At 69.0% G+C, this 22,749-nt stretch carries 22 protein-coding genes; 8 read left to right on the forward strand and 14 right to left on the reverse strand.

The features are described 5' to 3' along the window. Window positions 1–4 precede the first annotated feature (4 nt). Both IC605_RS00085 and IC605_RS00090 read left to right on the forward strand, forming a co-directional pair. Window positions 5–298: a type II toxin-antitoxin system prevent-host-death family antitoxin gene (locus tag IC605_RS00085; protein ID WP_343216485.1), complete on the forward strand. Its 294-nt coding sequence runs from the start codon at window positions 5–7 to the stop codon at window positions 296–298. Beyond that, complete coding sequence (locus tag IC605_RS00090) at window positions 295–732, forward strand: type II toxin-antitoxin system VapC family toxin (protein ID WP_216317543.1); 438 nt, start codon at window positions 295–297, stop codon at window positions 730–732. Before IC605_RS00085 ends, IC605_RS00090 begins: the two co-directional genes overlap by 4 nt. On the opposite strand, the gene IC605_RS00095 is transcribed toward IC605_RS00090, so the two are convergent. From IC605_RS00095 to ilvD, 4 genes are all read right to left on the reverse strand, one after another. After that, a complete protein-coding gene (locus tag IC605_RS00095) occupies window positions 696–1,472 on the reverse strand; it encodes a class I SAM-dependent methyltransferase (protein ID WP_216317544.1) in 777 nt (258 codons plus the stop codon). The genes IC605_RS00090 and IC605_RS00095 overlap by 37 nt on opposite strands. 81 nt (window positions 1,473–1,553) lie before the next feature. Next, window positions 1,554–2,561, reverse strand: a complete 1,008-nt coding sequence (galE, locus tag IC605_RS00100; RefSeq protein ID WP_216317545.1) for a UDP-glucose 4-epimerase GalE — start codon at window positions 2,559–2,561, stop codon at window positions 1,554–1,556. Window positions 2,562–2,858: 297 nt separating this feature from the next. Continuing rightward, window positions 2,859–3,770, reverse strand: coding sequence for a restriction endonuclease (locus IC605_RS00105; RefSeq protein WP_216317546.1), 912 nt, complete (start codon window positions 3,768–3,770; stop codon window positions 2,859–2,861). Window positions 3,771–3,838: 68 nt separating this feature from the next. After that, window positions 3,839–5,533, reverse strand: a complete 1,695-nt coding sequence (gene ilvD, locus IC605_RS00110) for a dihydroxy-acid dehydratase (protein WP_216317547.1) — start codon at window positions 5,531–5,533, stop codon at window positions 3,839–3,841. A 115-nt stretch (window positions 5,534–5,648) separates the two neighbouring features. On the opposite strand from ilvD, the gene IC605_RS00115 reads away from it, so the two are divergent. Continuing rightward, entirely contained in the window at window positions 5,649–6,053 is a 405-nt protein-coding gene (locus IC605_RS00115; RefSeq protein ID WP_216317548.1) for a hypothetical protein, read from the forward strand. 5 nt (window positions 6,054–6,058) lie between these two features. On the opposite strand, the gene IC605_RS00120 is transcribed toward IC605_RS00115, so the two are convergent. The 3 genes from IC605_RS00120 to IC605_RS00130 form a co-directional block, all read right to left on the reverse strand. Then, entirely contained in the window at window positions 6,059–6,853 is a 795-nt protein-coding gene (locus IC605_RS00120; RefSeq protein WP_216317549.1) for an intradiol ring-cleavage dioxygenase, read from the reverse strand. 171 nt (window positions 6,854–7,024) lie between these two features. Beyond that, window positions 7,025–9,319 carry a protein translocase subunit SecD gene (secD, locus tag IC605_RS00125; RefSeq protein ID WP_216317550.1) on the reverse strand — a complete coding sequence of 765 codons (2,295 nt, stop codon included), beginning with the start codon at window positions 9,317–9,319 and terminating at the stop codon, window positions 7,025–7,027. Between the two features lie 57 nt (window positions 9,320–9,376). Next, a complete protein-coding gene (locus tag IC605_RS00130) occupies window positions 9,377–9,739 on the reverse strand; it encodes a hypothetical protein (protein ID WP_246580238.1) in 363 nt (120 codons plus the stop codon). A gap of 193 nt (window positions 9,740–9,932) precedes the next feature. Here IC605_RS00130 and IC605_RS00135 point away from each other — a divergent pair, with 193 nt between their 5' ends. After that, window positions 9,933–10,763: a hypothetical protein gene (locus tag IC605_RS00135; RefSeq protein ID WP_343216446.1), complete on the forward strand. Its 831-nt coding sequence runs from the start codon at window positions 9,933–9,935 to the stop codon at window positions 10,761–10,763. A gap of 94 nt (window positions 10,764–10,857) precedes the next feature. Here IC605_RS00135 and infB read toward each other — a convergent pair whose 3' ends face one another. From infB to IC605_RS00160, 5 genes are all read right to left on the reverse strand, one after another. Further along, window positions 10,858–12,675, reverse strand: coding sequence for a translation initiation factor IF-2 (infB, locus tag IC605_RS00140; RefSeq protein WP_216317551.1), 1,818 nt, complete (start codon window positions 12,673–12,675; stop codon window positions 10,858–10,860). 67 nt (window positions 12,676–12,742) lie between these two features. Then, window positions 12,743–13,045, reverse strand: a complete 303-nt coding sequence (locus tag IC605_RS00145; RefSeq protein ID WP_216317552.1) for a YlxR family protein — start codon at window positions 13,043–13,045, stop codon at window positions 12,743–12,745. A gap of 5 nt (window positions 13,046–13,050) precedes the next feature. Further along, window positions 13,051–14,238, reverse strand: a complete 1,188-nt coding sequence (nusA, locus tag IC605_RS00150; RefSeq protein WP_216317553.1) for a transcription termination factor NusA — start codon at window positions 14,236–14,238, stop codon at window positions 13,051–13,053. A 31-nt stretch (window positions 14,239–14,269) separates the two neighbouring features. Continuing rightward, entirely contained in the window at window positions 14,270–14,737 is a 468-nt protein-coding gene (rimP, locus tag IC605_RS00155) for a ribosome maturation factor RimP (protein ID WP_216317554.1), read from the reverse strand. 663 nt (window positions 14,738–15,400) lie between these two features. Further along, on the reverse strand, window positions 15,401–16,000 hold the full coding sequence (locus tag IC605_RS00160) for a septum site-determining protein MinC (protein WP_216317555.1): 600 nt from the start codon (window positions 15,998–16,000) through the stop codon (window positions 15,401–15,403). A 176-nt stretch (window positions 16,001–16,176) separates the two neighbouring features. Here IC605_RS00160 and IC605_RS00165 point away from each other — a divergent pair, with 176 nt between their 5' ends. The 4 genes from IC605_RS00165 (at window position 16,177) to IC605_RS00180 (ending at window position 20,131) form a co-directional block, all read left to right on the forward strand. Next, a complete protein-coding gene (locus IC605_RS00165) occupies window positions 16,177–16,566 on the forward strand; it encodes a S1 RNA-binding domain-containing protein (protein ID WP_216317556.1) in 390 nt (129 codons plus the stop codon). Window positions 16,567–16,712: 146 nt separating this feature from the next. Further along, complete coding sequence (locus IC605_RS00170; protein ID WP_216317557.1) at window positions 16,713–17,072, forward strand: VOC family protein; 360 nt, start codon at window positions 16,713–16,715, stop codon at window positions 17,070–17,072. A 34-nt stretch (window positions 17,073–17,106) separates the two neighbouring features. Then, on the forward strand, window positions 17,107–18,765 hold the full coding sequence (locus IC605_RS00175; protein WP_216317558.1) for an FAD-binding dehydrogenase: 1,659 nt from the start codon (window positions 17,107–17,109) through the stop codon (window positions 18,763–18,765). A gap of 61 nt (window positions 18,766–18,826) precedes the next feature. Then, window positions 18,827–20,131: a S1C family serine protease gene (locus tag IC605_RS00180; RefSeq protein WP_216317559.1), complete on the forward strand. Its 1,305-nt coding sequence runs from the start codon at window positions 18,827–18,829 to the stop codon at window positions 20,129–20,131. A gap of 504 nt (window positions 20,132–20,635) precedes the next feature. On the opposite strand, the gene IC605_RS00185 is transcribed toward IC605_RS00180, so the two are convergent. Next, a complete protein-coding gene (locus tag IC605_RS00185; protein ID WP_216317560.1) occupies window positions 20,636–21,439 on the reverse strand; it encodes a [LysW]-aminoadipate kinase in 804 nt (267 codons plus the stop codon). A gap of 84 nt (window positions 21,440–21,523) precedes the next feature. After that, a complete protein-coding gene (locus IC605_RS00190) occupies window positions 21,524–22,732 on the reverse strand; it encodes an MFS transporter (RefSeq protein WP_246580239.1) in 1,209 nt (402 codons plus the stop codon). Between the last annotated feature and the right edge of the window lie 17 nt (window positions 22,733–22,749).

Consider the following 22,749-nt stretch of genomic DNA (forward strand, 5'->3'; position numbering starts at 1 on the left):
GAACATCAGCCAGCTTCGCCAGAATTTGCGCGAAGCGGTAGAACAGGTCAAGGCCGGGAAGGAGATCGAGATCGTCCAGAACGGCGTGATCGTCGCCGCGCTTGTCCATCCCGAGCGGCTGCGTCCCCGCGTGATGACGCCGAACATCGCTGCTGCGGACGCTCTTGCCGTACAACTGGAAGCGGCGAGAAACCGGGTCCGCCGGGATGGTTTGAAGTTGTGCAGTGAGGGCACCCACCCTGAACGTGCCGAGGAACTGATCCAGGACGTTGATCAACAGAGAGTCGCGGGCGAGTGAAATACGCGCTCGACAGCGACGTTCTTGGTTGTGCCGCCAGTGAGGGCCAGCCGCTCGGCGATCCGGTTCGGCGACTTCCTCAGGAAGCCGAGTCGGAGATGCACGTCGGTTCCGTCCTCCTTCTCACGGAAGTGCTCGCCAACCCTCTGCGCGAGGGGAGGGCCACGGAGCTTCAGCTTCTCGGAAGCCTGCTGGCTGCGCTCAGTTTGCACGACATCACGCGCAGCACGGCCCTCCTCGCCACCCAGCTCGCCGCCGCCTACCGTCTCCGGGCCCCGGACGCCCTGCACCTCGCCTGCGCCGTAGAAGCTGGAGCGAGCGCCTTCCTCACCGCTAACCGCAAGGACTTCCGGCGGGGCGAGATTCTAGAACTGGGTGTGCTGTACCCGGAAAACCTTCAGCCCTTCACCGCCAGCGCCCGCAGCCGCACATAATCGGCCACCCAGTCCTGCCCGTTCCACAGGTGGGACCGGGCGAGTTGCTCGGCGCGGGTGAGGACCGCCCGCCGCTCATTGTCTCCCAGGGGCGCGAGCCAGCCTCCCGCGAAGCCCTCCAGCCAAGCCCGGAACCCGTCCGCGCCACTCAGCACCGAGGGTCGGTCGAAACGGTGCAGGCGCTCGACCCGGAATCCCGCCGCTTCGAGCAGGGTCGCCAACTCCGCCGGGCCGGGAAAGACCCAGGGGGGCTCCATTGCGGGCAGGCCCAGGTCGGCCAGCGCTCCCTCGACGGCCTCCCGCACGGCCAGGACGTTCCCGGCCCCGCCCATCTCCAGGGCCAGCCGCCCGCCGGGCCGCAGGGCCGCGTGCAGGTGGGCGAACACGGGCGGCAGGGGGTCCATCCAGTGCAGCGCCGCATTGCTGAACACGGCGTCGAACTCGGAGCGGAAGGGGAGGCGGTGGGCGTCCTCCACCACAAAGGTCACGCCGGGGTGCCGCTCCCGCGCCCCCGCGATCATGTCCGGCGAGGCGTCCACCCCCGTCACGACTGCGCCGCTCCCGGCGATCTGGGCGGTGAGTTCCCCCGTCCCGCACCCCAGGTCGAGGATATGGTCACCCGGCTGCGGCGCGAGCCAGCCTGTCACGAGGTCGCGGCTGGCCTCGAAGACGAAGGCGTGGCGGTCGCGGTAGTGGGCGGCCTGCCAGTGGTCGGGGGCGGGGGGATCGGTGGGATTCATGCGGCTCCTCGGGGAGGTCTGGGCGAGACCCGGCCCTCGGCTCCTCCCACCCCCCGGTTTTGAAGCCTGGAGTGCCCCGCGTCAACCCAGGATTTTCCGCTCGTCCCAGGCGAGGGCGGTCCTGATGCCCTCGTCGACGCTCGATTGCGGCCTCCAGCCCAGCAACTCCCACGCCCGCTCGACTCCGGCGTACGCCCCGCCGACGTCTCCGGGGCGGGGCGGGGCGGCCCGCAGGGGCAGCGGCTGACGGGACACACGCTCGAAGGCGGCGACGAGTTCCCTGACCGTGACGCCCTGGCCGGTGCCGAGGTTCACGGCCAGGTAGCGGTCGTTCAGGTCGCGCAGGCGGGCACGTTCGAGAACGGCGTCGAACTGCTCGACCGCCCGCACGTGGGCCAGGGCGAGGTCCCAGACGTGGATGTAGTCGCGCAGGCCGCTGCCGTCGCGGGTGGGCCAGTCCGTCCCGGTGACCTCGAAGACGGGCAGCCGTCCGCGCGCCGCCTCCACGATCCGGCCCAGGACGTGGGAGGGGGCCTCCACGTGCGACCCGCTGCGGAGCCCGGGGTCGGCGCCGATGGGATTGAAGTACCGCAGGGCGATCCCGCGCAGTTCGGTGGCGTGGCACAGGTCCTCCAGCACCATCTCCATCATGTATTTCGTGCGGGCGTAGGGGCTCCCGGGGCGCAGGGGGCTGTCCTCCGTGACGCGGAAGTCCGGCGAGGCGTCGTAGATGCTCGCGCTGGAGCTGAACACCACGCGCGTCTGCCCCAGCTCCACGAGGTTCTGGAACAGGTCCAGGCTCTTGGCGACGTTCTCCCGGTAGTAGCGGTACGGCTCGGCCACCGACTCGGGAACGACGATGAGCGCCGCGCAGTGGATCGTGCAACAGGTCTCCGGGTGCTCGTCCAGCAGCCGTTCGAGCAGCGGCCTGTCCGCGATGTCTCCCCGGTAGAACGCGCGGCCGCGTGTGAATTCCCGCCGACCCGTCACGAGCGAGTCGAGAATGACCGGTGTGTGACCGTGCTCCTCCAGCGCGGAACAGACCGTGCTGCCGATGTACCCCGCCCCACCCGTGACCAGGACCTTCATGAGCCGAACTTAACAGCCGTCTCAGGAGAGGCACATGCCCCCACTGGCGGGGTCACTGGGGTCTATTCGACAAAAAGAGGCGGGAAGGTGAGAAAAGGAAAACCCGCCGCGCCGTCTTGTGAATTTCTTCCGGCGAAAGGGACGGCTCTCCGAAGATCAGCGGCCCCCCATCGACGAAGGCGTAGCGCCCCCGTTATGGGCGGTCTGCCGGTCGGCGGTGGAGGGGGGTTGGGCTCATGTCGGTTGGGCGTGAGGCGAGACAAACCTCGTCTCCTAAGGAGCAGATGGCCCCAGGGGTCAGACACCCTCGAAGAATTCGCTGTCCACCCGCTTGAGCGCATAGGTCGTGTGGGTGACGACGCCGACGCCGTACTGGATCATCAGCTCGGCCAGTCTCGGTCCGTCGATCAGGATGATGTGGCCGAGGCGCTCGGCGGTTTCTCTGGCCCCATTGCTGAAGCCGGAGGTCGTCAGAAAAACGCCCTTGCTGGCCTTGTGGTAGCTGAGGCTCCCGGCGAAGGTCCGAATCTCCGGGCTATGCACCGTGTTCTGCCACTTCTTCGCTTGCAGGTACACCTTGTCCAGCCCCAGCGGGTCCTGTTTGACCAGACCGTCGATGCCGTTGTCGCCGCTCTTGCCGAGGGCCTGCCCGGCGTCGCGGGTCGTCCCGCCGTAGCCCATCGCCACGAGCAGTTGCACCACCAGCGCCTCGAACTGCTGCGGCGTGAGCTGCGTCACCTGAGCCAGCAGGTCGTCCGCCAGCGCTGCGTTGAGTTCGGTGTAAAGGGCATCGAGTTGCTCTTCGGGTGAGGTTGTTGGAGGAATGGAGGTCAGTTGAGCCTCTGCTGGAAGGTCGGCGGCCTTCCCACGTCCGACGAATTGCGCGTAGGCAGGGATGGTACTCAGCTCCCGCATGGAGATACTGCCGGGGTACTGTTGCAAGAGGCGTCCGCCCTGCTCGGTCATCCGCACTGTGCCCCGACTCGGGCTGCTGACCGCGCCCGCCTTGCTCAGATGGAACTTGGCCCACAGGATGCGGTTGGCATACTTCGCCTGGCGCCCGCTGGGTAAGAGCTCCTGCACGTCTTCTTTCGTGAGAGAGAAGTGCCGTGCAAGTGGTTCGTAGAGGTCCCTGATCCGGTGTTCCTGGCCGTCCTGAATCAGGTGCAGGATGGGCCGCATGAAGGCTTGAAAATCCGGCACTGCCATGCCTCAACCTATCCCAAGCAGAAGGGCCGCCCACCCCCAGATGGACGGCCCCCACTTCCATCCCCCGCTCAGTCCGTGTACGCCCCCACCGCCGCGCTGCTCACCAGCCTCGCGTACTTCGCCAGCACGCCGCGCTTGTACCGAGGCTCCGGCGCCACCCACACCGCCCGCCGCCGCTCCAGCTCCTCCTCGTCCACGTGCAGGTTGAGTTGCAGCGTCTCGGCGTTCAGCTCGATGGTGTCGCCCTCCTGCACGAGCGCGATGGGGCCGCCCACGAACGCCTCAGGGGCGACGTGGCCCACGACCAGCCCGAAGGTGCCACCCGAGAAGCGCCCGTCGGTGATCAATCCCACCGAGTCGCCCAGCCCCTTGCCGATGATCGCGCTGGTGGGGGAGAGCATCTCGCGCATTCCCGGGCCGCCCTTGGGGCCCTCGTAGCGGATGACGAGCACGTCCCCGGCCCTGATCTGGTCGCCCATGATCGCCGCCATGCACTCCTCCTCCGAGTCGAAGACGCGCGCCGGGCCAGTGATCTTGATGCTCTTCAGGCCGCTGATCTTGGCGACCGATCCCTGCGGCGCGAGGTTCCCGCGCAGGATGGCGAGGTGCCCCTGCTGGTAGATCGGCTGGTCGAAGGGGTGAATCACGTCCTGCCCGGCGTCGGGGGTCTCCGGCTCGTCCGCCAGGTTCTCGGCGACCGTCTTGCCCGTGACCGTGAGGCAGTCGCCGTGGAGCAGCCCGGCTTTCAGCAGCATCTTCATCACGCGCGGGATGCCGCCCACCTCGTGCAGGTCGGTCGCCACGTACCGCCCGCTGGGCTTGAGGTCGCAGAAGACTGGCGTGCGCTCGCGGATGCGCTCGAAGTCCTCCAGGCTCAGGTCGATGTCGCAGGCGTGGGCAATCGCCATCAGGTGCAGTACGGCGTTCGTGGAGCCGCCAACGGCCATGACGACGGTGATCGCGTTCTCGAAGGCCTGCTTCGTCAGGATGTCACGCGGGCGGATGTCCTGCTCAATCAGTTTGATCAACGCGCGGGCGCTGTCGGCGCTGCTCGTCGCCTTCTCCGCGTCCACCGCGCTCATCGTGGAGGAGTACGGCAGGCTCATCCCCATCGCCTCGAAGGCGCTGCTCATCGTGTTCGCCGTGTACATGCCGCCACACGAGCCGTTGCCGGGGCAGGCCCGTTTCTCGATCTGCTCGAAGTCCTCGCGGCTGATCTTGCCCGCGCCGAAAGCGCCGACCGCCTCGAAGACGGACACGATGGTAAGGTCCTTGCCGTCGTAGTGACCGGGCTTGATGGTGCCGCCGTAGACGAAGACGGCGGGGATGTTGAGGCGGGCGATGCCGATCATCGCGCCGGGCATGTTCTTGTCGCAGCCGCCGACCACGATCACGCCGTCATGAGACTGGCCCCGGCTGACGGTCTCGATGGAGTCGGCGATCACCTCGCGGCTGACCAGCGAGCACTTCATCCCCTCGGTGCCCATGCTGATGCCGTCGGACACGGTGATGGTGCCGTACACCTGGGGCATCGCCCCGCCCTCGCGGATCGCGTCGGTGATATGGCCCGCCAGCTCACCCAACCCGTTGTTGCACGGCGTGATGTTGCTCTGCGCGTGCGCCACGCCGATGATCGCCTTCTCGAAGTCGCCGTCCCCGAAGCCCACCGCGCGCAGCATCGCCCGGTTGGGCGCGCGCTCGTCCCCCTGCGTGACGTGGTGGCTGTTCCAGTTGAGCTTCCTCTTGGTCGCGGTGTCCGTCATGTCTTTAAGCTACGCCAATCCTCGGCATGGTCAGGAACGGCGGGGCAGACAGGCGGCGGGCGCAACCGTCGCGGGGCTCGCCGTCGTGACGAGCGACGGGCTCTACGCTGAGCGCATGACGGCCCCTGCCCCGGTTCCCCTCGTCTTCGTGTACAACGCGGACGGCGGCGTCCTCAACGGCCTGAGGGACCTGTGGGTCAAGACCGTCCGGCCAGGGGAGTACGACTGCCAGCTCTGCGCGGTGACCTACGGGGTCACGGGCATGAAACGCGAGTGGCGCGACTACGTGAAAGGGCTGGGACGCGACGTGCGGTTCCTGCACCGCGATGAACTGCGGGACGAGTACGGCGTGCAGGGCGTGCCCCTCCCCGCCGCCTTCGAGGTGGGGCCGGATGGAACGTTGCGCGAGTGGCTTCCCGCCTCCCAGATCCGCGCGGCGGCGACCCTCGACGACCTGATGCGGCTCGTGAAAGCCCGGCTGGACCGGGAGGCGAGGACTGAGCCCGCCCCGGCCCCCTGACCTTCCTACCCGATGTTCAGCCCTACGTCGAAAGTTGCCTTGTACCCCTGCTCCGGCGCCCCCGTCAAGCTCAGCAGGAGTTGGTTCCCCCCGTTGCGGTAGATGCCGTCCTCCGCGTTCAGCACGTTGCGCCTGCCCTTGCGGTTGTAGGGGGCGCGGGCGTGTGCCCGGTCGGTGACCTCTTCCGGGAAGAACAGTTGGGAGGTGAACTCTCCGGTCGCCTGCCCGCCCGCGTTCAGGGGCCGCAGCTTGAAGTGGATGTGGACGGCCCGGCCCGGGTACCAGCCGGGGTAGACGGTCGTGAAGGTCGCCCTGCCCTGGGCATTGGTGACCTGCGAGCCCCGCAGGAAGTCGCCGCCGTCGCCCTGCACGCCCGAATAGACGCCCAGCGCGTCACACTGCCACACGTCGACCAGCACGTTCGCGCGCGGCTGGCAGGCGTTCACCGCCACGCGTGAGGTGACGAAGGTGAGGGTGAGCGGCACGCCCGCGCTGACCTGTCCGGTCGAGGTGTCCTTGCGGATGTCGCTTCGCCGCAACTCCTCCTCCACAAAGTACGGCCCCTCGGTCATGGCGGGGCGCACCACGCAGCCCGGCAGGCTGGCCGCGCCGCCCGTGCCCGCGCTCGTGCCGCCCGCCCCGCCGGGAGGAGGGCCGCGCCGCTGGGCGAGGACGCCGCCGCCCACCGCCAGCCCCGCGCCGCCCAGTCCGAGCAGCCGCAGGGCCGTTCTCCTGCTCAGCAGGGTCCCCACCATCTCGTCGTCGTTGTCCTGGTCGTCGTGCTGCGGGTACGGGTTCATGACAGACCTCCTGAAAAGGGTGGCCGCAGGGTACTGGGTGCCGGTTAGAGCTGGGTTGGAGATGGAACCTTCTGACAGGCCGACCGTGCTGACTCAGCACAACAGCGAGGGGGGCGACCGCCCACCGGAAGCCGCCCCTCTGGCTGATGGCCGAAAGCTGACCGCTCCCCCTTACGCCTTGACCGTCCGCGCGCCCGCCTTGCGCTTGTCCTTCCACTCCTCCAGGTACACGACCATCGGCGCGACGATGTAGATCGACGAGTAGGTGCCGACGAGGATGCCGATCAGGAGGATCAGGCTGAAGTCGCGCAGGACCGGGCCGCCGAAGATCAGGAGGCTGACGAGCGGCAGCATGGTGCTCACCGAGGTCATCACCGTGCGCGAGAGCGTCTGGTTGATCGAGGTGTTCACGATCTCGCGGTAGGGCCGCCCGCGCATCTCGCGCAGGTTCTCGCGGATGCGGTCGGAGACGATGATCGAGTCGTTGAGCGAGTAACCGATCAATGTGAGCAGCGCGGCCACGGTCGCCACCGTGAACTCCAGGCCGAGCAGGCTGAAGAGCCCCATCGCAATCGCCACGTCGTGGACGGCGGCGATGATGCTGCCCAGCCCCATGATGAAGTCGAAGCGGAAGCCGACGTAGATCAGGATCAGGGCCAGACCCAGGACCACGGCGTAGACGGTCTTCTGGGTGAGCTCCTGGCCGACCGCCGGGCCGACCGTCTCGCTCGACAGCACCTCGCCCTGCGGCAGCGCCGAGATGGCCGTGCCCAGCCGCTGCGTCTCGGCGGCGGTGAGTTCGGGCACCTTGACGGTGTACTGGGCGCCGCTGATCCCCGGAATCACGTCCCGCTGGATGGTGGCGCTCTGCGGGGTCACCTTGGCGACGCCCGCACCCGAGACGGCCTCGCGCATCTGCTCGGGCGTCGTCGCCGCGCCCGCCCGGACGGTCAGGGTGGTGCCGGACACGAAGTCCACCCCGTAGTTCAGGCCCCGGGTCGCCAGGATCAGCCCGCCGCCCAGCGCCAGCAGCACGCTGAGGGTGGTCACGATGGGCGCGGCCTTCATGAAGTTGATGTTGGTCTTGCCGATGCGGGTCGGGGCGCTCGCATTCGGCCTGCGCCGCGCCAGCACCTGCATCCCCCACTTGGCGAACACGAGGTTCGAGAAGGTGGAGGCGATCACGCCGATGATCAGGGTGACGGCAAAACCCTTCACCGGGCCGGTCGAGTAGTTGTACAAGGCCAGCGCCGAGAGCAGGTGCGAGGCGTTCACGTCGAGGATCGCGGCGGTGGAGTGCTGGTATCCGGCGCCGATGGCGTTCTTGAGGCCTTTGCCCTTCGCCATCTCCTCCTTGATGCGCTCGAAGGAGATCACGTTGCCGTCCACGGCGGCGCCGATGGTGAGCACCAGCCCCGCGATGCCCGGCAGCGTCATGGTGGCCCCGAAGCCGCCCAGCATTCCCAGGATCACGATGGCCGAGAACAGCAGGCCGAGCGCCCCCACCAGCCCGAACCAGAAGCCGTAGTACAAGAAGAGCATCCCGAACACCAGCGCGATCCCCACCAGCGAGGCGATGGCGCCGCTGCGGATGGCGTCGGCGCCCAGCGTGGGCCCGATGGCGCGTTCGGCCTCGGTCCTGATCTGGATGGGCAGCGCCCCCGACTCCAGCACCAGGGCGAGCTGGCCCGCCTCCTCGGCGTCGAAGGAGCCGCTGATCTGCACGTCGCGGAAGAGGCGCTGCTGGATCGTCGCCACCGACTGGATCTGGTCGTCGAGCACGACCGCCATCAGCCGCCCGACGTTCTTGCCCGTGAAGTCCCCGAACACCTGCGCGCCCTGCGGGGTCGTCTGGAAGTTCACCACCCAGCGCCCGGTCGTGGGATCGGTCGAGGCCTGCGCGTTGGCGATGACTTCACCCGTCGCCTGCGCCGGGCCAAGGTCTTCGAGGGTATAGCCGCCCGTCGCGGGTTTCTGCTGCGCGAGCTGCGGATCAGGTTGTGCCCCCGGGTTCACGATGCGGAATTCGAGCCGCGCGGTGCGACCGATGATCTCGCGCGCCCGCTGCTGCACGGCGGGGGTCGCGCCCGGAATCTCCACCACGACCCGGCGCCCGCCCGCCACGGTGACGGTCGGCTCGGCCACGCCGAGGGCGTTGATGCGGTTTTCGATGACGGTCTTCACCCGGTCGAGTTCCTCGCGGGTGGCGTTGCCGCCCTCGGGGGCAAGCTCGATGCGCAGGCCGCCCTTGAGGTCGAGGCCCAGCGTCATGAACTGGTACTGGTCGTCCCAGAGGGTCCAGAGATCGCCCCGGTGTTCCCAGGGCCGCCAGATGTACAGCAGGCTGGCGAGCAGGGTGAGCAGCAGGAGCAGGCCCGTCCAGCGGTTCGGCTTGCCGGGCGCCGGGGCCGCCTTCCGGGGCGGCGGGCGGCGGTTGCGGTTGCGGTTTGGATTGCTGTAGGTCACAGAAGGACTCCAGATGGGAGGGAGAGGGGAGACGGTGGCGGCCCGGCCTCCGCCTTCCTACCCCCCGTCCGTCTGCCGCCGTCCCAGCAGGGCGAGGCTGCGTTTCGGGGGGGAGACCGTCCAAACGGGCAGCCGGTTGGGCGCCGGGTCGGCCCCCCCCGGCATCCGGAAGGGCTCGGGCGGCGGGGCGGCACCGAGCGCGGGCCCGGGGGTGGGCTGCGGCGCCGGGCGCCACTCGGGGAGGGCCGGGGCCACGCTCCCCGCCGTCACCCGGGATCCCTGGTCCATGACGGGCGGCTGGTGACCGAGCAGCACCGCGAGCACCGAGAGCAGCGTCAGCACGCCCGGCCACGCGGCCAGCCGCGACCGCCACGGGGGCGTCACGGGGAGGCGGGCGGGGACGGGCTCGGGGGTGGGCATCTTCGTGGGTCTGCGCGCGGGACAGCCCGGTCAGGAGAAACGCCGCCCGTGCTGAGCGCCCCAGCATAGCAGGGCTGTCCGGGACCCCGCCGCCCGTGCGTCACCCTCCCCCGCCGTTAGCCCCCGTTTAACGGCCCCGCCGCACCCTGACGCCGTGCCCGGTCCCCTCTGCCGGGCATTCCCCCAAAGGAGCGTGAACCGAGTGAAGTCCACCCCCAAGAACCGCACGGCCCTGCTCGCCCTCGTCGCCGCCCTGCCCCTCACGGCGGGGCTGGTGTTCGCCCAGCAGTCGGCCCCCCAGCGGGTCCAGCCCGCGCAGCCCGGCCAGAGCCAGAACAACGCCCGGCCCGGCACCCCCCCCGGCGCGCAGACGAGCGCCACGAACTACGCCGACACCTTCCTGCAACGCCTCGCCGCGGGGCTTGGCATCAGCGTGGACCGTCTGAAGTCCGCCGCCGTCGCCGCCGGGAACGCCACCATCGACCAGGCGGTGCGCAACGGGGACATCCCGCAAGACCGCGCCGCCGACCTCAAGGCCCGCCTTCAGGACGCGCCCCTCAACTTCGGACGTTTCGGCGGACGGGGTGACCTGGGCCGGGGTGGACCTGACGGCCAGACGGGGCAGATGGGCGGCCAGATGAATGACCGTGGCCCCCGCGCCGGATTCGGCCAGGCCGTCGTCGCCGCCGTCGCCCGCACCCTGGGGCTGAGCGAGCAGGCCCTCACCCAGCAGCTCCAGCAGGGGCAGACCGTCCGCCAGCTCGCCCAGGCCAAGGGTGTCAGCACCACCACCGTCCGCAACGCCGCCGTCGCCGCCCTGAGGACCAGCCTCAACGCCGAGGTGCAGGCCGGTCGCCTCTCCCAGGCGCAGGCCCAGCAACTCCTCGCCCGCGCCCAGGCGGACGCGAACTTCGGCCTGAACTTCGGGCGCGGCGGACGCGGCGGCCCCAGTCGGGACGGTCAGGGCGGACCGCGTGGCTTCGGCCAGCCGGGCACCACGACCCCCGGCACCCAGGGCTCCTGAGCCCACGAACCAAAGAAGAGAGGGGCGGTCTCCCACACCGGGGCCGCCCCTCTCCTTTTGCTGATGGCTGACTGCTGAGAGCTGACTGCTCCCCTTACGCCTGCGTGACCTCCACCATCTCGGACGCCTCGATGATGTCCCCCTCCTGCACGTCGTTCCAGTCGAGGTTGATCCCGCACTCGTACCCGGTCTGCACCTCGCGCACGTCGTCCTTGAAGCGCTTGAGGCCCACGACGGTCCCCTGGTACACGACCTGCCGCCCGCGCGTGACCTTGGCCTTCGCGTTCCTGCGCAGCAGCCCGTCGGTGACGTACGACCCCGCGATGTTACCGCTCTTGGGGTGCTTGATGATCATGCGGACCTCGGCGCGGCCCAGGTACCGCTCCTCGAAGACGGGCTCAACGTTGCCCTTGATCAGGCGGTCCACCTCGTCGATCAGCTCGTAGATGATGCGGAAGGACCCCAGGTCGATGCCCTTTTGCTCTGCGATCTTCTTCACGCCGCCCGAGGCGGTCACGTTGAAGCACAGGATCGTCGCCTCGGCGGTGGAGGCCAGGAGCACGTCGCCCTCGGTCGGCGAGCCGATCCCGGCGAGGAGGACGTTGATCTTCACGTCGTCCGTCTCCTTTTTGGCGAGGATGCCCTGGATCGCCTCCAGGCTGCCCTGGGTGTCGGCGCGCAGGATCACGTTCACCGTGCGCGTCTCCCCGAGCGGCCCCATCATCTCCTCCAGGCTCAGGCGGCGGCGGCCCCGGGCTTCTTCCGCGTCGCGGCGGTCGCCGACCCGCTGCGCCACGACCTCGCGCGCCTGGTGCTCGTTCTTCGCGCTGCGGACCGTCTCACCGCTCGCGGGGGCCTCGTTGAAGCCCAGAATCTGCACGGGCGTGCTCGGCCCGGCGTCCTTGATGCGTCCGCCGTTCGAGTCGGTCATCGCCTTGATCTTGCCGTAGCCCTCGCCGACGACGAGGAAGTCGCCGACATGAAGCGTGCCCTCCTGCACCATCACGGTGGCGAGGACGCCCGCCTGGCGGTCCACGCGGCTCTCGATCACCACGCCCCGGAACTCGCCCTTGGGATCGGCGCGCAGGTCCTCCAACTCGGCGGTCAGGCTGATGTACTCCAGCAGGTCCTCCACGCCCTCGCCCGTCCGCGCGCTCACCGGCACGACGATCAGGTCGCCGCCGTACTCCTCGGGCACGAGGTTGAGCTGGGTGAGGTCGGTCTTGACCCGCTCGGGGTCGGCCTGCGGGAGGTCCACCTTGTTGATCGCCACGATCATCGGGACCTTGGCCGCCTGCGCGTGCGCGATGGCCTCGCGCGTCTGGGGCATCAGGGAGTCGTCGGCGGCGATCACGATGATGGCGATGTCGGCGACGTTCGCCCCGCGCGCGCGGATGGTCGTGAACGCCTCGTGGCCGGGGGTGTCGATAAAGACGATCTTGCCCTTGCTCGTCTTCGCCTCGAAGGCGCCGACGTGCTGGGTGATGCCGCCCGCCTCCTTCGCCGCCACCTTCGTCTTGCGGATGTAGTCGAGCAGCGAGGTCTTGCCGTGGTCCACGTGCCCCATGATCGTGACGACCGGGGCGCGGTGCGGGATTTCCCGGGTCGCGGGAGCGGTGGGCTCGGGCTCACGCTCCGCCGTCGCCGTCGGGGCCGACTGGGACGCGGCCTGCGTCTCGGCCTGGGCCTGCGGGACGCTGGCCTGGACGGGCTCGGGAGCGGCGGTGGGCGTCGAAGCTGGGCCGCCCGCCGCTTCCTCCTCCAGAATCTGCTTGATGAGGTCGACCGTCTCGTCCTCGATGGTGCTGCTCACGCTCTTGTAGGAAACGCCCAGCCCGTCGAGGATTTCCAGCATTTTGCCGTTGTCCACGCCCAGGTCGCGGGCGAGGTTATAGATGCGAACTTTCGACATGCTCACCTCCGGTGAGGCCCCCTGGCCGCCCCTCAACCCGTGGGCAGAGGGGAGTGGGGGCAGAAGATCAGGTTGTCACAGGCTGATCCGTGGCTGTGTGAGTCGGATTGGAGTGCGCCGGGCCGGGAGGCCGCGTCAGCAGCGCCGCGCTGACCGCCGGGGCGTCCCCCCGAAAGGCCCGGCGCAGACGCTTTTCCGCCCAGCACTCCGGCGAGTCGGCGCAGACGTAGGCCCCCCGGCCCGTCCGCCCCCCGGCCAGGACCCGCCACCCCTCCTGGGTCCGCGTGACCCGCACGAACTCGCCCTGGGGACGCTTTCGGCGGCAGGCCACGCAGGACCGCTCGGGGATGTGGCGCGGCTGGGCGGACACGCGGTTTACTCCTGCCCGTCGTCCGGGCTGGCCGTGGCGACCGACTTGCTGTCCTTGAAGAGGGCGTCGAAGGCCGAGCTCGCACTCCCCGCATTGCTCGCCGCCGCCCGCTCGTCTTGCATCGCCTGCTGCATCGCCAGGTCGAGGTCGCTGACCGCCGCCGTCTCGCGCAGGTCGATTTTGAAGCCCGTCAGCTTGGCCGCCAGCCGCACGTTCTGCCCGCCCTTGCCGATGGCGAGGGAGAGCTGGTCGGGCGTCACCGTGACCGTCGCCTCGCGCACGTCGGGGTGGACCTCGATGAGGCCCACTTTTGCGGGCGAGAGCGCGTTGCGGATGAAGTCGCGGGTGTTGCCGTCCCACAAGATCACGTCCACGCGCTCGCGGCCCAGCTCGCCCGTCACCGCCTGGATGCGGTTGCCCCGGTGCCCGATGCACGCGCCGATGGGGTCCACGTTGGGGTTGTGCGAGAACACCGCGACCTTCGACCGCTGCCCCGCCTCGCGCGCGATGGCCTTGACCTCGACGATGCCGTTGGCGACCTCGGGAATTTCCTGGCGCAGCAGGTAGTCGAGGAGCCGCTCGTCCGCCCGGCTCGCCAGGATGGTCGGGCCCTTGGGCGTCTTGCGCACTTCCTTGAGGTAGATCTTGACCCGGTTGCCGGGCACCAGCTTCTCGCCGGGAATCTGCTCGCGGGGGGGCAGGATCGCCTCGCCCGCACCCAGTTCGACGAACCAGTTGCCCTTGTTGTCGGAGCGGACGACCTGCGCCGTGAGCACCTGGCCCTCGCGGTCCTTGTACTCGTTGAAGACCACGTTGCGCTCGGTCTCGCGCATCTTCTGGGTCAGCGTCTGCTTGGCGGCCTGGAGGGCGATCCGGCTGAACTTCTCGCGGTCCACCGGGAACTCCATCTCCATGCCGATCTCGACGCCGGGGTCGAGTTCGAGGGCGTCGGCGAGGGAAATCTGGAGGTTCTCGTCCTCCACCTTCTCGACGACCTCGCGCACGATCAGCACTTCGAGCTCGCCGCTCACGGGATCGAGGTGAACCTCCACCCGGCGGTCGGGCTCGACGTTGCGGGTGTAGGCCTGCGCGAGCGACTGCTCGAAGGCCTCGATGAGCTGCATCTCGTTGATGTTGCGGGCCTGCGCGACCTCACGCAGCGCGTCCGCGAAGTTGAATTCACCCTGGGTCATCTCACTCTTCCTTCCTGTGTTCTCTTCGGTTTTAGCGGTGCCGGTCCGGGAACTCGGCGAGGTTGCCCTGGAAGCTCCCCACCGTGAGCGTCACGTCCTCGCCCTCGCGGTCGAAGGTCACCTGCTCGCCGTCCACCGCCTTGATCGGTCCCGTGAAGGCGTGCCCCTCGCCGCGCACCCGGGCCTTGAGGCCGATCATGCGCTCGAAGTGCCGCGCCCGGGTCAGGGGCCGCTTGGCTCCCGGCGACTCCAGCTCCAGCCGGTACTCGCCGGAGATGGGGTCCAGGCGGTCGAACTCCGCCCCGACCGCCCGGCTGGCGGCCTCCAGGTCCTCGACCGTGACGGGCTGCTCGTCTAGGCGGTCCATCCGGATCACCACGATGGGCCGCCGACCGGGGTTTTGCACCTGCACGTCGAGCACCTCGAAGCCCAGGGGCCGCAGCACCCCGTCGGCGAGCGCGTGCAGATTGTTTGAGTTGTTGGCTGCGTTGTTATTCATATTGTCGGCCACCTTTCGGGCAGCCCTCCACCACCCCCTCCACGAAAAAAGGTGGGCCCACTGCCCACCCCTCGTTCGAGGAACTGCCCTGCAAGTATACCCGAAATGTGGGCTGGGGCGGGGAAAGGGGTCACAAAGGACGGGAGTGGGAGGTGGTGACGGCCTTGGTTCTCGTCCAGGGAGGGAAAACAGGCAGCCTGGAAGGGAGTCGGCGCATGAGGAGCCTTGAGACCTCCTCACCCCACTGCACTTTCTCCTAGGATGTCGATCAGTCGCCTTCTACCTTGATCATCCTGGCTGCTTCAAGAGTGATGCTCTTTACATTGTCACTGTAGAAGGTAGGTAAACAATTAGGAGAGAAGAGGAGATGACATCGCTCATTATTCTGGCTGCCTCATAGTATATCTCGTCATGGATCGAGCTTCCAACTGCTGAGGTAGATCTGTCATCAAATAGCGGAGCCAGATGATAGTCATACGCTCCGAATTTTGAGATAAAAACGACTTTGACCTCCAACTTGCCATAAACAGGAATTAGCCTATTTTATAATTTCCTCGACAGCCATATAAATAAGCCTGCAACTAAAAAATTATCCGTGCTTGTCTTGAAAACAGCACTTGGGAATGGGACATCGACGATAATATAGAATCCCTTCTCCATGAATCACCGGTGCGCGTCGATCACGATCACTCCGTCCTGCAAACGGGCCTGCTCCGCCCCCTCGTGGCCGTCGAGCTTGCGCATGTTGCTCAGGCTGCTGCCCTCGGGGGCACGGGCCACGGCGTCGCCGATGCGGATTTGCGCGCTGGCGATGGGGCGGGCCCAGACGATGGCGTCCGCGTTCCCGCCGTATCCCGCATGCACCACCCCGCGCAGGGCGCCCATCACGATCACGTCGCCGCCCGCGACGATCTCGGCGCCGGGATTCACGTCGCCGAGGATCACCACGCTGCCCCGGTACTCGCCCCGGAAGCCCGCGCGGACGCCGTGCGGCAGGATCACGGTGCGGGCGCTGCCGTCGTCGCCCGCCGCGCTCGGGACCGTCACGCGGGGGGCGCGGACCCGGCCCGGGGTGCCCCCCGCCGACCGGATGGCGTCCAGGGCGGCCTCCACGGCGCCGGGGTCGGTGTCTCCCTGAATTTCGAGCGTCACGTTGGAGCCCAGCAGGTCGGCGCGGGAAGCAAGTGCGTTCATGACACTGGAAGCCGTGTCGCCCGGTTCGAGGAGGAGATTGAGACCGCCGAGCGTGCCGCGAAGCTTCATGATCTTCACTCTAGCGGGTGAGCTGCCCGGGTCCTCCTGAGGGCGCGCGGGGCGGCGGGGGCGCGGAGGCGGCGCACAGCGCCCTGCCGGTTTCCGGGCGGACTCTCACCTTTGGGGGTGCAGGGGTGTGGGGGCATGGTGTAGACTTGGCCCCATGCTGATTCAGGAGGGCACCCTTGGTGCAGCTTGACCCCGGCGCGGTCGTCGAGGGCCGTGTCACGCGCGTCACCGACTTCGGTGCGTTTATCCAGTTCGAGAACGGCGAGACCGGCCTCGTCCACATCTCGCAGATCGCGCACTCCTTCGTGCGGAACATCCACGATCATGTCCGCGAGGGCGAGAACGTGGAGGTCAAGGTGCTGGGCCGCGACGAGCGGGGCCGCCTCGACCTCTCCATCAAGGAGCTGCTCGAAGAGCCCGAAGAGATTCCGCGCCCCCGCGCCATCGGTCGCCAGAGCCCGCAGTTCGAGGCCAAGCTGCGCTCCTTCATGCGCGACGCCAAGGAACGCGGCGGCGGCGGTGGGGGCGGCAAGAAGGGCCCCGCCGCCTCCAAGCGCAAGAAGTAGGACCGGAGCAAGACCACAGCCCAGCGGCTGACCGAGCACCACCAAAATCCAATCCAGCAGCGGGACACCCTCGGAAAAGGGGGTGTCCCCGTTCTTCGTCGCAGGCGAAGGGCAAGCTGGCGGCGTGCAGTACACTCCCTGAACCCATGAACCTCAATCACGTCAACCTGGCGGTCACCGATGTGGGGGCCACCGTCGCCCTCCTGGAAACCTACTTCGGATTTCGCCGGACCCGGCTGGTGACCGGGGACATGGCGTTCCTGCGCGACGACAGCGGTGCCCTTCTCTCCCTCTTCCAGGAGGACGACGTGATCTATCCGCCCATGTTCCACATCGGGTTCACCCGGAACACCGTCGAGGAGGTCGATGAGGTGTACCGCCGCCTCGTGGAAGGCGGCTTTCACCCGCAGGCCCCCAGGGAGGACCACGGCCGCTGGACGTTCTACCTCATGACACCGGGGGGCTTCACGGTCGAGGTCCAGAAATTTCACCGGGAACTGCTGTAGAAAAGCGCCCCCTCCCCGCCCCCCGAGGTCTCCCATGCACACCCCTGACACAGACGTGATCGTCGTCGGCGCCGGAATCGCCGGGCTGACCGCCGCCGCAGAAATCGCCGACGCCGGGCGCCGCGTCCTCCTCCTCGACCAGGAGGGCGAGCAGAGCCTGGGCGGCCAGGCCTTCTGGTCCTTCGGCGGCCTCTTCCTGATCGACTCGCCCGAGCAGCGCAGGCTGGGTATCCGTGACTCGCGCGAGCTGGCCGGGCGCGACTGGGCGGTCACCGCGGGCTTCGACCGGGCCGAGGACCACTGGCCGCGCCGCTGGGCTTCAGCCTACCTCGACTTTGCGGCGGGGGAGAAGCGGTCGTGGCTGACGGGTCAGGGGATGCGCTTTTTCCCCGCCGTCGGCTGGGCCGAGCGCGGCGGGCAGGGGGCGGACGCGCCGGGCAACAGCGTCCCGCGTTTCCACATCACCTGGGGCACCGGGCCGGGCGTGGTGGAGCCCTTCGAGCGGCGGGTGCGCGAACACGTGGGGACGGGACGGATCGCCTTGCGCTTCCGCCACCGGGTGCGTGGCCTGAACATCACGAACGGCGTCGTCCACGGGGTTTACGGCGACGTGCTCGAACCCTCCGACGTGGGGCGCGGCGAGGCGAGTTCGCGGGTCGTGGTGGACGACTTTAGCCTGAACGCGGGGGCGGTCGTCGTGACCTCGGGCGGGATCGGCGGCAACTTCGACCTCGTGCGGCGGAACTGGCCGGTGGACCGGATGGGCCCTCCTCCGAAGTTCATGGTGGCGGGCGTGCCCCGGCATGTGGACGGCGAGTTGCAGGCCACCGTCGCGCGGACAGGGGCGAACCTCATCCACGAGGACCGCATGTGGCACTACACCGAGGGGCTGCGCAACTGGAACCCGGTCTGGCCGGGACACGGCATCCGCATCCTGCCCGGCCCCAGCAGCCTGTGGCTCGACCCCACCGGGCGGCGCCTGCCCTTTCCGCACTACCCCGGCTTCGACACCCTCGCCACCCTGACGCATATCACCCGCAGCGGCTACCCGCACACGTGGTTTCTCCTCAACCGCCGCATCATCAAAAAGGAGTTCGGCCTCTCCGGCAGCGAGCAGAATCCCGACCTGACGGGCCGGGACGTGCGCCTCGTCCTGCGCCGCGTGACGGGGAAGGTGCCCGCTCCCGTGCAGGCCTTCATGGACCACGGCGAGGACTTCGTGATCCGCGACAATCTGCGCGACCTCGTGGCTGAGATGAACGCGCTCGTCGGCACTCAGGACGTGGACTACGCGACCGTCGAGCGGGAGGTGCAGGACCGCGACGCGCAGCTTGCGAACGAGGTGGGGAAGGACACCCAGCTCGCCCTCGTGCGTGGGGCGCGGGGCCTGCGCAGCGAGCGGCTGATGCGCGTCTCGCCGCCCGCCCCGATCCTCGACCCGGCGGGCGGACCGTTGATCGCCGTGCGGCTGAACGTCCTCACCCGCAAGACCCTCGGCGGGCTGGAGACCGACTTGCAGGGGCGGGTCCTCAGACCGGGCGGCGAGGTCATCCCCGGCCTGTACGCGGCGGGCGAGGTCGCGGGCTTCGGCGGGGGCGGGATGCACGGGTACCGCTCGCTGGAGGGGACCTTCCTGGGCGGCTGTCTCCTGAGCGGGCGGGTGGCGGGGCGGGCGAGCGCGGCGGCGGTGTGAACTGGGGAAGGGGGCGCGCGTTTTTAACCGCCGCGTAACCGACCTCAGTCAAGCTGCACCCGTGAAGAAGAACCTCTCCCTGCTGGCCCTGACAGGCACGCTCGCGCTCGGGGCGTTCGCGGGTTTTCAAGTGTCGGAGCGGACGAACGCGCAGAGTTCAACCGTGCCGGCCGCCGTGACTCAGACGGCGACCCCTTCCTCCGCTGGGACCTCCTCCCCCGTCTACGATTCGGGCCGCGCCCGCACCGAGTCGGAGGCGAACACCGTGAATGTCGTCAAGCAGCGCCAGGACGGCCTCGTGTACATCGGCGTGACCGAGGGAGCGGGCAGCGGGCCCCAGGCCGAACTCCGCCAGCGGTTGCAAGACCAGTTCGGCCCCGACATCCCCGGCCTGCCGGAAGGGGGCCCCGGCGGCGTGCAGCAGGGCACCGGCAGCGGCTTCTTCGTGAACAGCCAGGGCGACATCATCACCAACAACCACGTTGTCGAGGGGGCCAGCGAGATCACCATCCGCCTCCACGGCAGCAAGCAGACCTACCAGGCGAGGGTGATCGGCCGCGCTCCCGACTTCGACCTCGCCCTGATCCGCGCCGAGGGGCTGCCGCGGAACGCCGTCAGGCCCATCCCGCTCGGCGACTCCTCCCGGCTCGACGTGGGCCTCAAGGCCATCGCGATGGGTGCTCCCTTCGGCCTCGACTTCAGCGTGTCGGAAGGCATCATCTCCAGCCTGGAGCGCACCGTGCCCGTCGGCACCAAGGGCGTCAGCCAGAGCGTCATCCAGACCGACGCGGCGATCAACCCCGGCAACTCGGGCGGCCCCCTCCTCAACAGCGCCGGGCAGGTCATCGGCGTGAACACCCAGATTCTGACGGGCGGCAGCGGCCAGAGCGCGGGCGTGGGCTTCGCCATCCCCGTGAACACCGTCAAGAGGTTGCTGTCTCAACTCCAGGCGGGCGGCGAGTTGCGCACCCCCACCCTGGGCATCGGGTTCACCGACCTGAGCGCCCTCTCGCAAGGCGAGCGCCAGCGGCTCAACCTCCCGGCGACGGGCGCCCTGGTGGGGCAGGTCTACCCCGGCAGCCCGGCGGCACGGGCGGGGCTCAGGGGGAGCACCCAGCCCGCCGCGACCAACCCGCCCCAGGGCTTCCAGGGACAGGGTGCTCAGGCTCAGCCCCAGATCGCCACGGGCGGCGACATCATCACCGCCGTGGACGGCCAGCCGGTCACCGAGGGCGACGACCTGCGCCGGGCGATCATCGCCAAGCGCATCGGCGACAGCGTGCGGCTCACCGTGCAGCGGGATGGGGAGACGCGAGAGGTGACGGTGGAGCTCCAGGCGTTCGAGATTCCGGGTGCGGGGCAGTAGCAAGGGCAACAGAATGAAGGGCCGGGCATGCAGATGGTGCCTGGCCCTTCTTCAGTGAGCAAAGAAGCTCCTGCAACTCACCTATCAACTCCGGAGTGTGACGAGTAGGAGCGTCAGTGAAAGCCCCACGCCGAAGCCCAGCAGGAGCTCCCAGTCAAATCGGCGCATAAAAGGTCGGAGCGGAGGCAGAAGGCGGAGGACAAGCAAAACCCCAGGGCCGAGTGCCACGGAAAATAGCAGCTTCCATAGAAATCCGGAGCTGAGTGACCTGTAAAATTCTAGGCTTTCCAGAAACAGCCTAAGCGACATTGCAGTCGCATAACCCACTCCTGAAGCGCCAAACAGTATTCCAAGTCGCCTCCACCACTCCGGCCCCCGTTTCTCCCACAGTCGCAGCCGGGCAGCCTGCGCTCGTTGGTCGGCATCACGCACCTCGCGCTGCAAAGCCTCGTACTCGGGGTCTTTCATCACCCCGACCGTGGCACACATCACCTGACAGGGGCCTTAACTCACCACCGTCCCCGCCCCGCCCAGCGCCGCGCTCACCGGCTGCCCCGCCCGGGCGTCCCCGAAGATGACGCGCTTCACCCCACCCTGCACGGCCTCGGCGGCGCCGAGCACCTTCTTCTTCATGCGGTCCCGGGCGAATTCCAGGTAGCTCTCCACGTCGTTCGCCGGAATCTCCCGAATCAGGCTGCTCTCGTCCGGGTACTCCCGCAGCAGGCCGGGCACGTTGGAGAGGAGGAGCAGCGCGTCGGCCCCCAGCGCCACGGCCAGGGCGGCGGCGGCCCGGTCGCCGTCCACGTTGATCGCCACGCCCTCGTAACTCGCGGCGGGGGGCGTCAGGACGGGGAGGTAGCCCGCGCCCAGCAGGAGGTGAACGAGGTCCACGTTCACCCGCTCGACGGTGCCCGTGTGATCCCCCCGCAACACCCGGACCTTGCCGTTCTCGACCGCGCGCACGGAGTCCTTGTGGCGGCCCTCGAAGATGCGCCCGTCGAGCCCGCTGAGGCCCACCGCGTTCACGCCGAGGCGCTGAAGCCGCTCGACGATGCCCTTGTTCATCTTGCCGCAGTACACCATCTCGAAGATCTCCAGCGTCTCGCGGTCGGTGAAGCGCGACGTGTACCCGCTCGGGCTGGTCACGAACCGCGGCGGGTGCCCCAGCGCCTCGGCGACCCGGTTCGTCTCCCCGCTCCCCCCGTGGACGAGCACGAACCGCCCGCCCTCCTTCCACCGCGCGGCGAGGTCGGCGCACACGGCGTCGTAGTCGATCCCGGCGCTTCCGCCCACTTTGACGACGATCATGGGGTCAAGGTATCACATGGCAAGTATTCAAGGCTAAGAAATAGCGATTGATAGGTACCGCGACACGGGGGAGGGGGGCGACGCTCACCCCGCCGCCGCCGACCGCCCCGCCGCCAGCCGGAGCCCGGCCACCAGAAGGCCTGCCCCGATCAGCGCCGCGAACACCGCTCCCCCCGCGAAGGTGTGGCTCACGTCGTCCCCGCGCACGAAGGGTTGGGCGAGCAGCGGCGAGAGGAACTGCCCCAGGAAGATGCTCGCCGACAGCCCGCTCATCACCCTTCCCCGCGCGTGGGCCGGGGCGAGGGCCGCGAGGAAGGTCGTGAGGTTCGGGGTCACCAGACCCGCGCCCGCCCCGCCGACGATCAGGCCGGGGACGACCCACCCGGTGCCGGGGGCGAGGCTCACCACCGTCCACCCGGTCGCCATCGCCAGCAGGCTCAGGCCCGCCGTGAGGGCCGGGGTGCGGGTGCCGCCCCGCCGCGAGAACCACAGCGCCGCGACGGCGCCCGACAGGGTGCTGACCCCCATCACGAAGCCGACCTGCGCCGGGGCCACCCCCAGCCCCTCCAGGCGGTAGGGGAGCTGGGTGGGCATCAGGTAGAAGACCAGCATGTATCCCAGCGCCACCGCGTAGGCCGGGAGAACCCACCGCCACGGCACGCGCTCGGCGGCGTCCCCGGCGCCCCTCGCCCCCGCCGTCTCCCCGCGCGGCAGCCGCAACGCCAGCGGCACGATCAGGAGGGCGGCGAGGTACACCGCGAAGGGGGCGCGCCACCCCACACTCGCCAGGAGTCCGCCCAGCGGCAGGAAGATCACCCCGCCGAGGCTGGTAAAGGCACTTTGCAACCCCAGAAAGCGCGCCCGCTCCTCCCCGGCGAAGAGGTCCGCCACCAGGGCCGACCCCGCCGTCATCGTCGCCCCCACCGCGAGCCCGAGGAGCACCCGCCCGAGCATCAGGGTGGTCAGGTCCGGCGCGTACAGCCCGCTCGACCCGGCGAGGGCGTACAGCACCATCGCCACGACGAGGACCGGACGCCGCCCGATCCGGTCGGTGAGATAGCCACTCAGGGGCGCACTGACGGCGATGGCGAGGCCGACCACCGTCACGGTCAGGCGCACGAGCACGTCGGCGTTCGGCAGCCCCGCACTGTGCACCTGCGTAAAGTGCGCCTGCATGGCGGGCAGCGAGGGCGCGATGGTCGCCCCGCTCATGATGGTGAGGGTGGCGCTCAGCAGCAGCGTCAGCCGCGTGACCCACGGCACCGGCCGTGGGGAAGGGGAGGAGGCCGTCATGCCCCGAGGCTGCGCCT

The sequence above is a fragment of the Deinococcus aestuarii genome (assembly GCF_018863415.1).
GTDB classification, from domain to species: Bacteria; Deinococcota; Deinococci; order Deinococcales; family Deinococcaceae; genus Deinococcus; species Deinococcus aestuarii.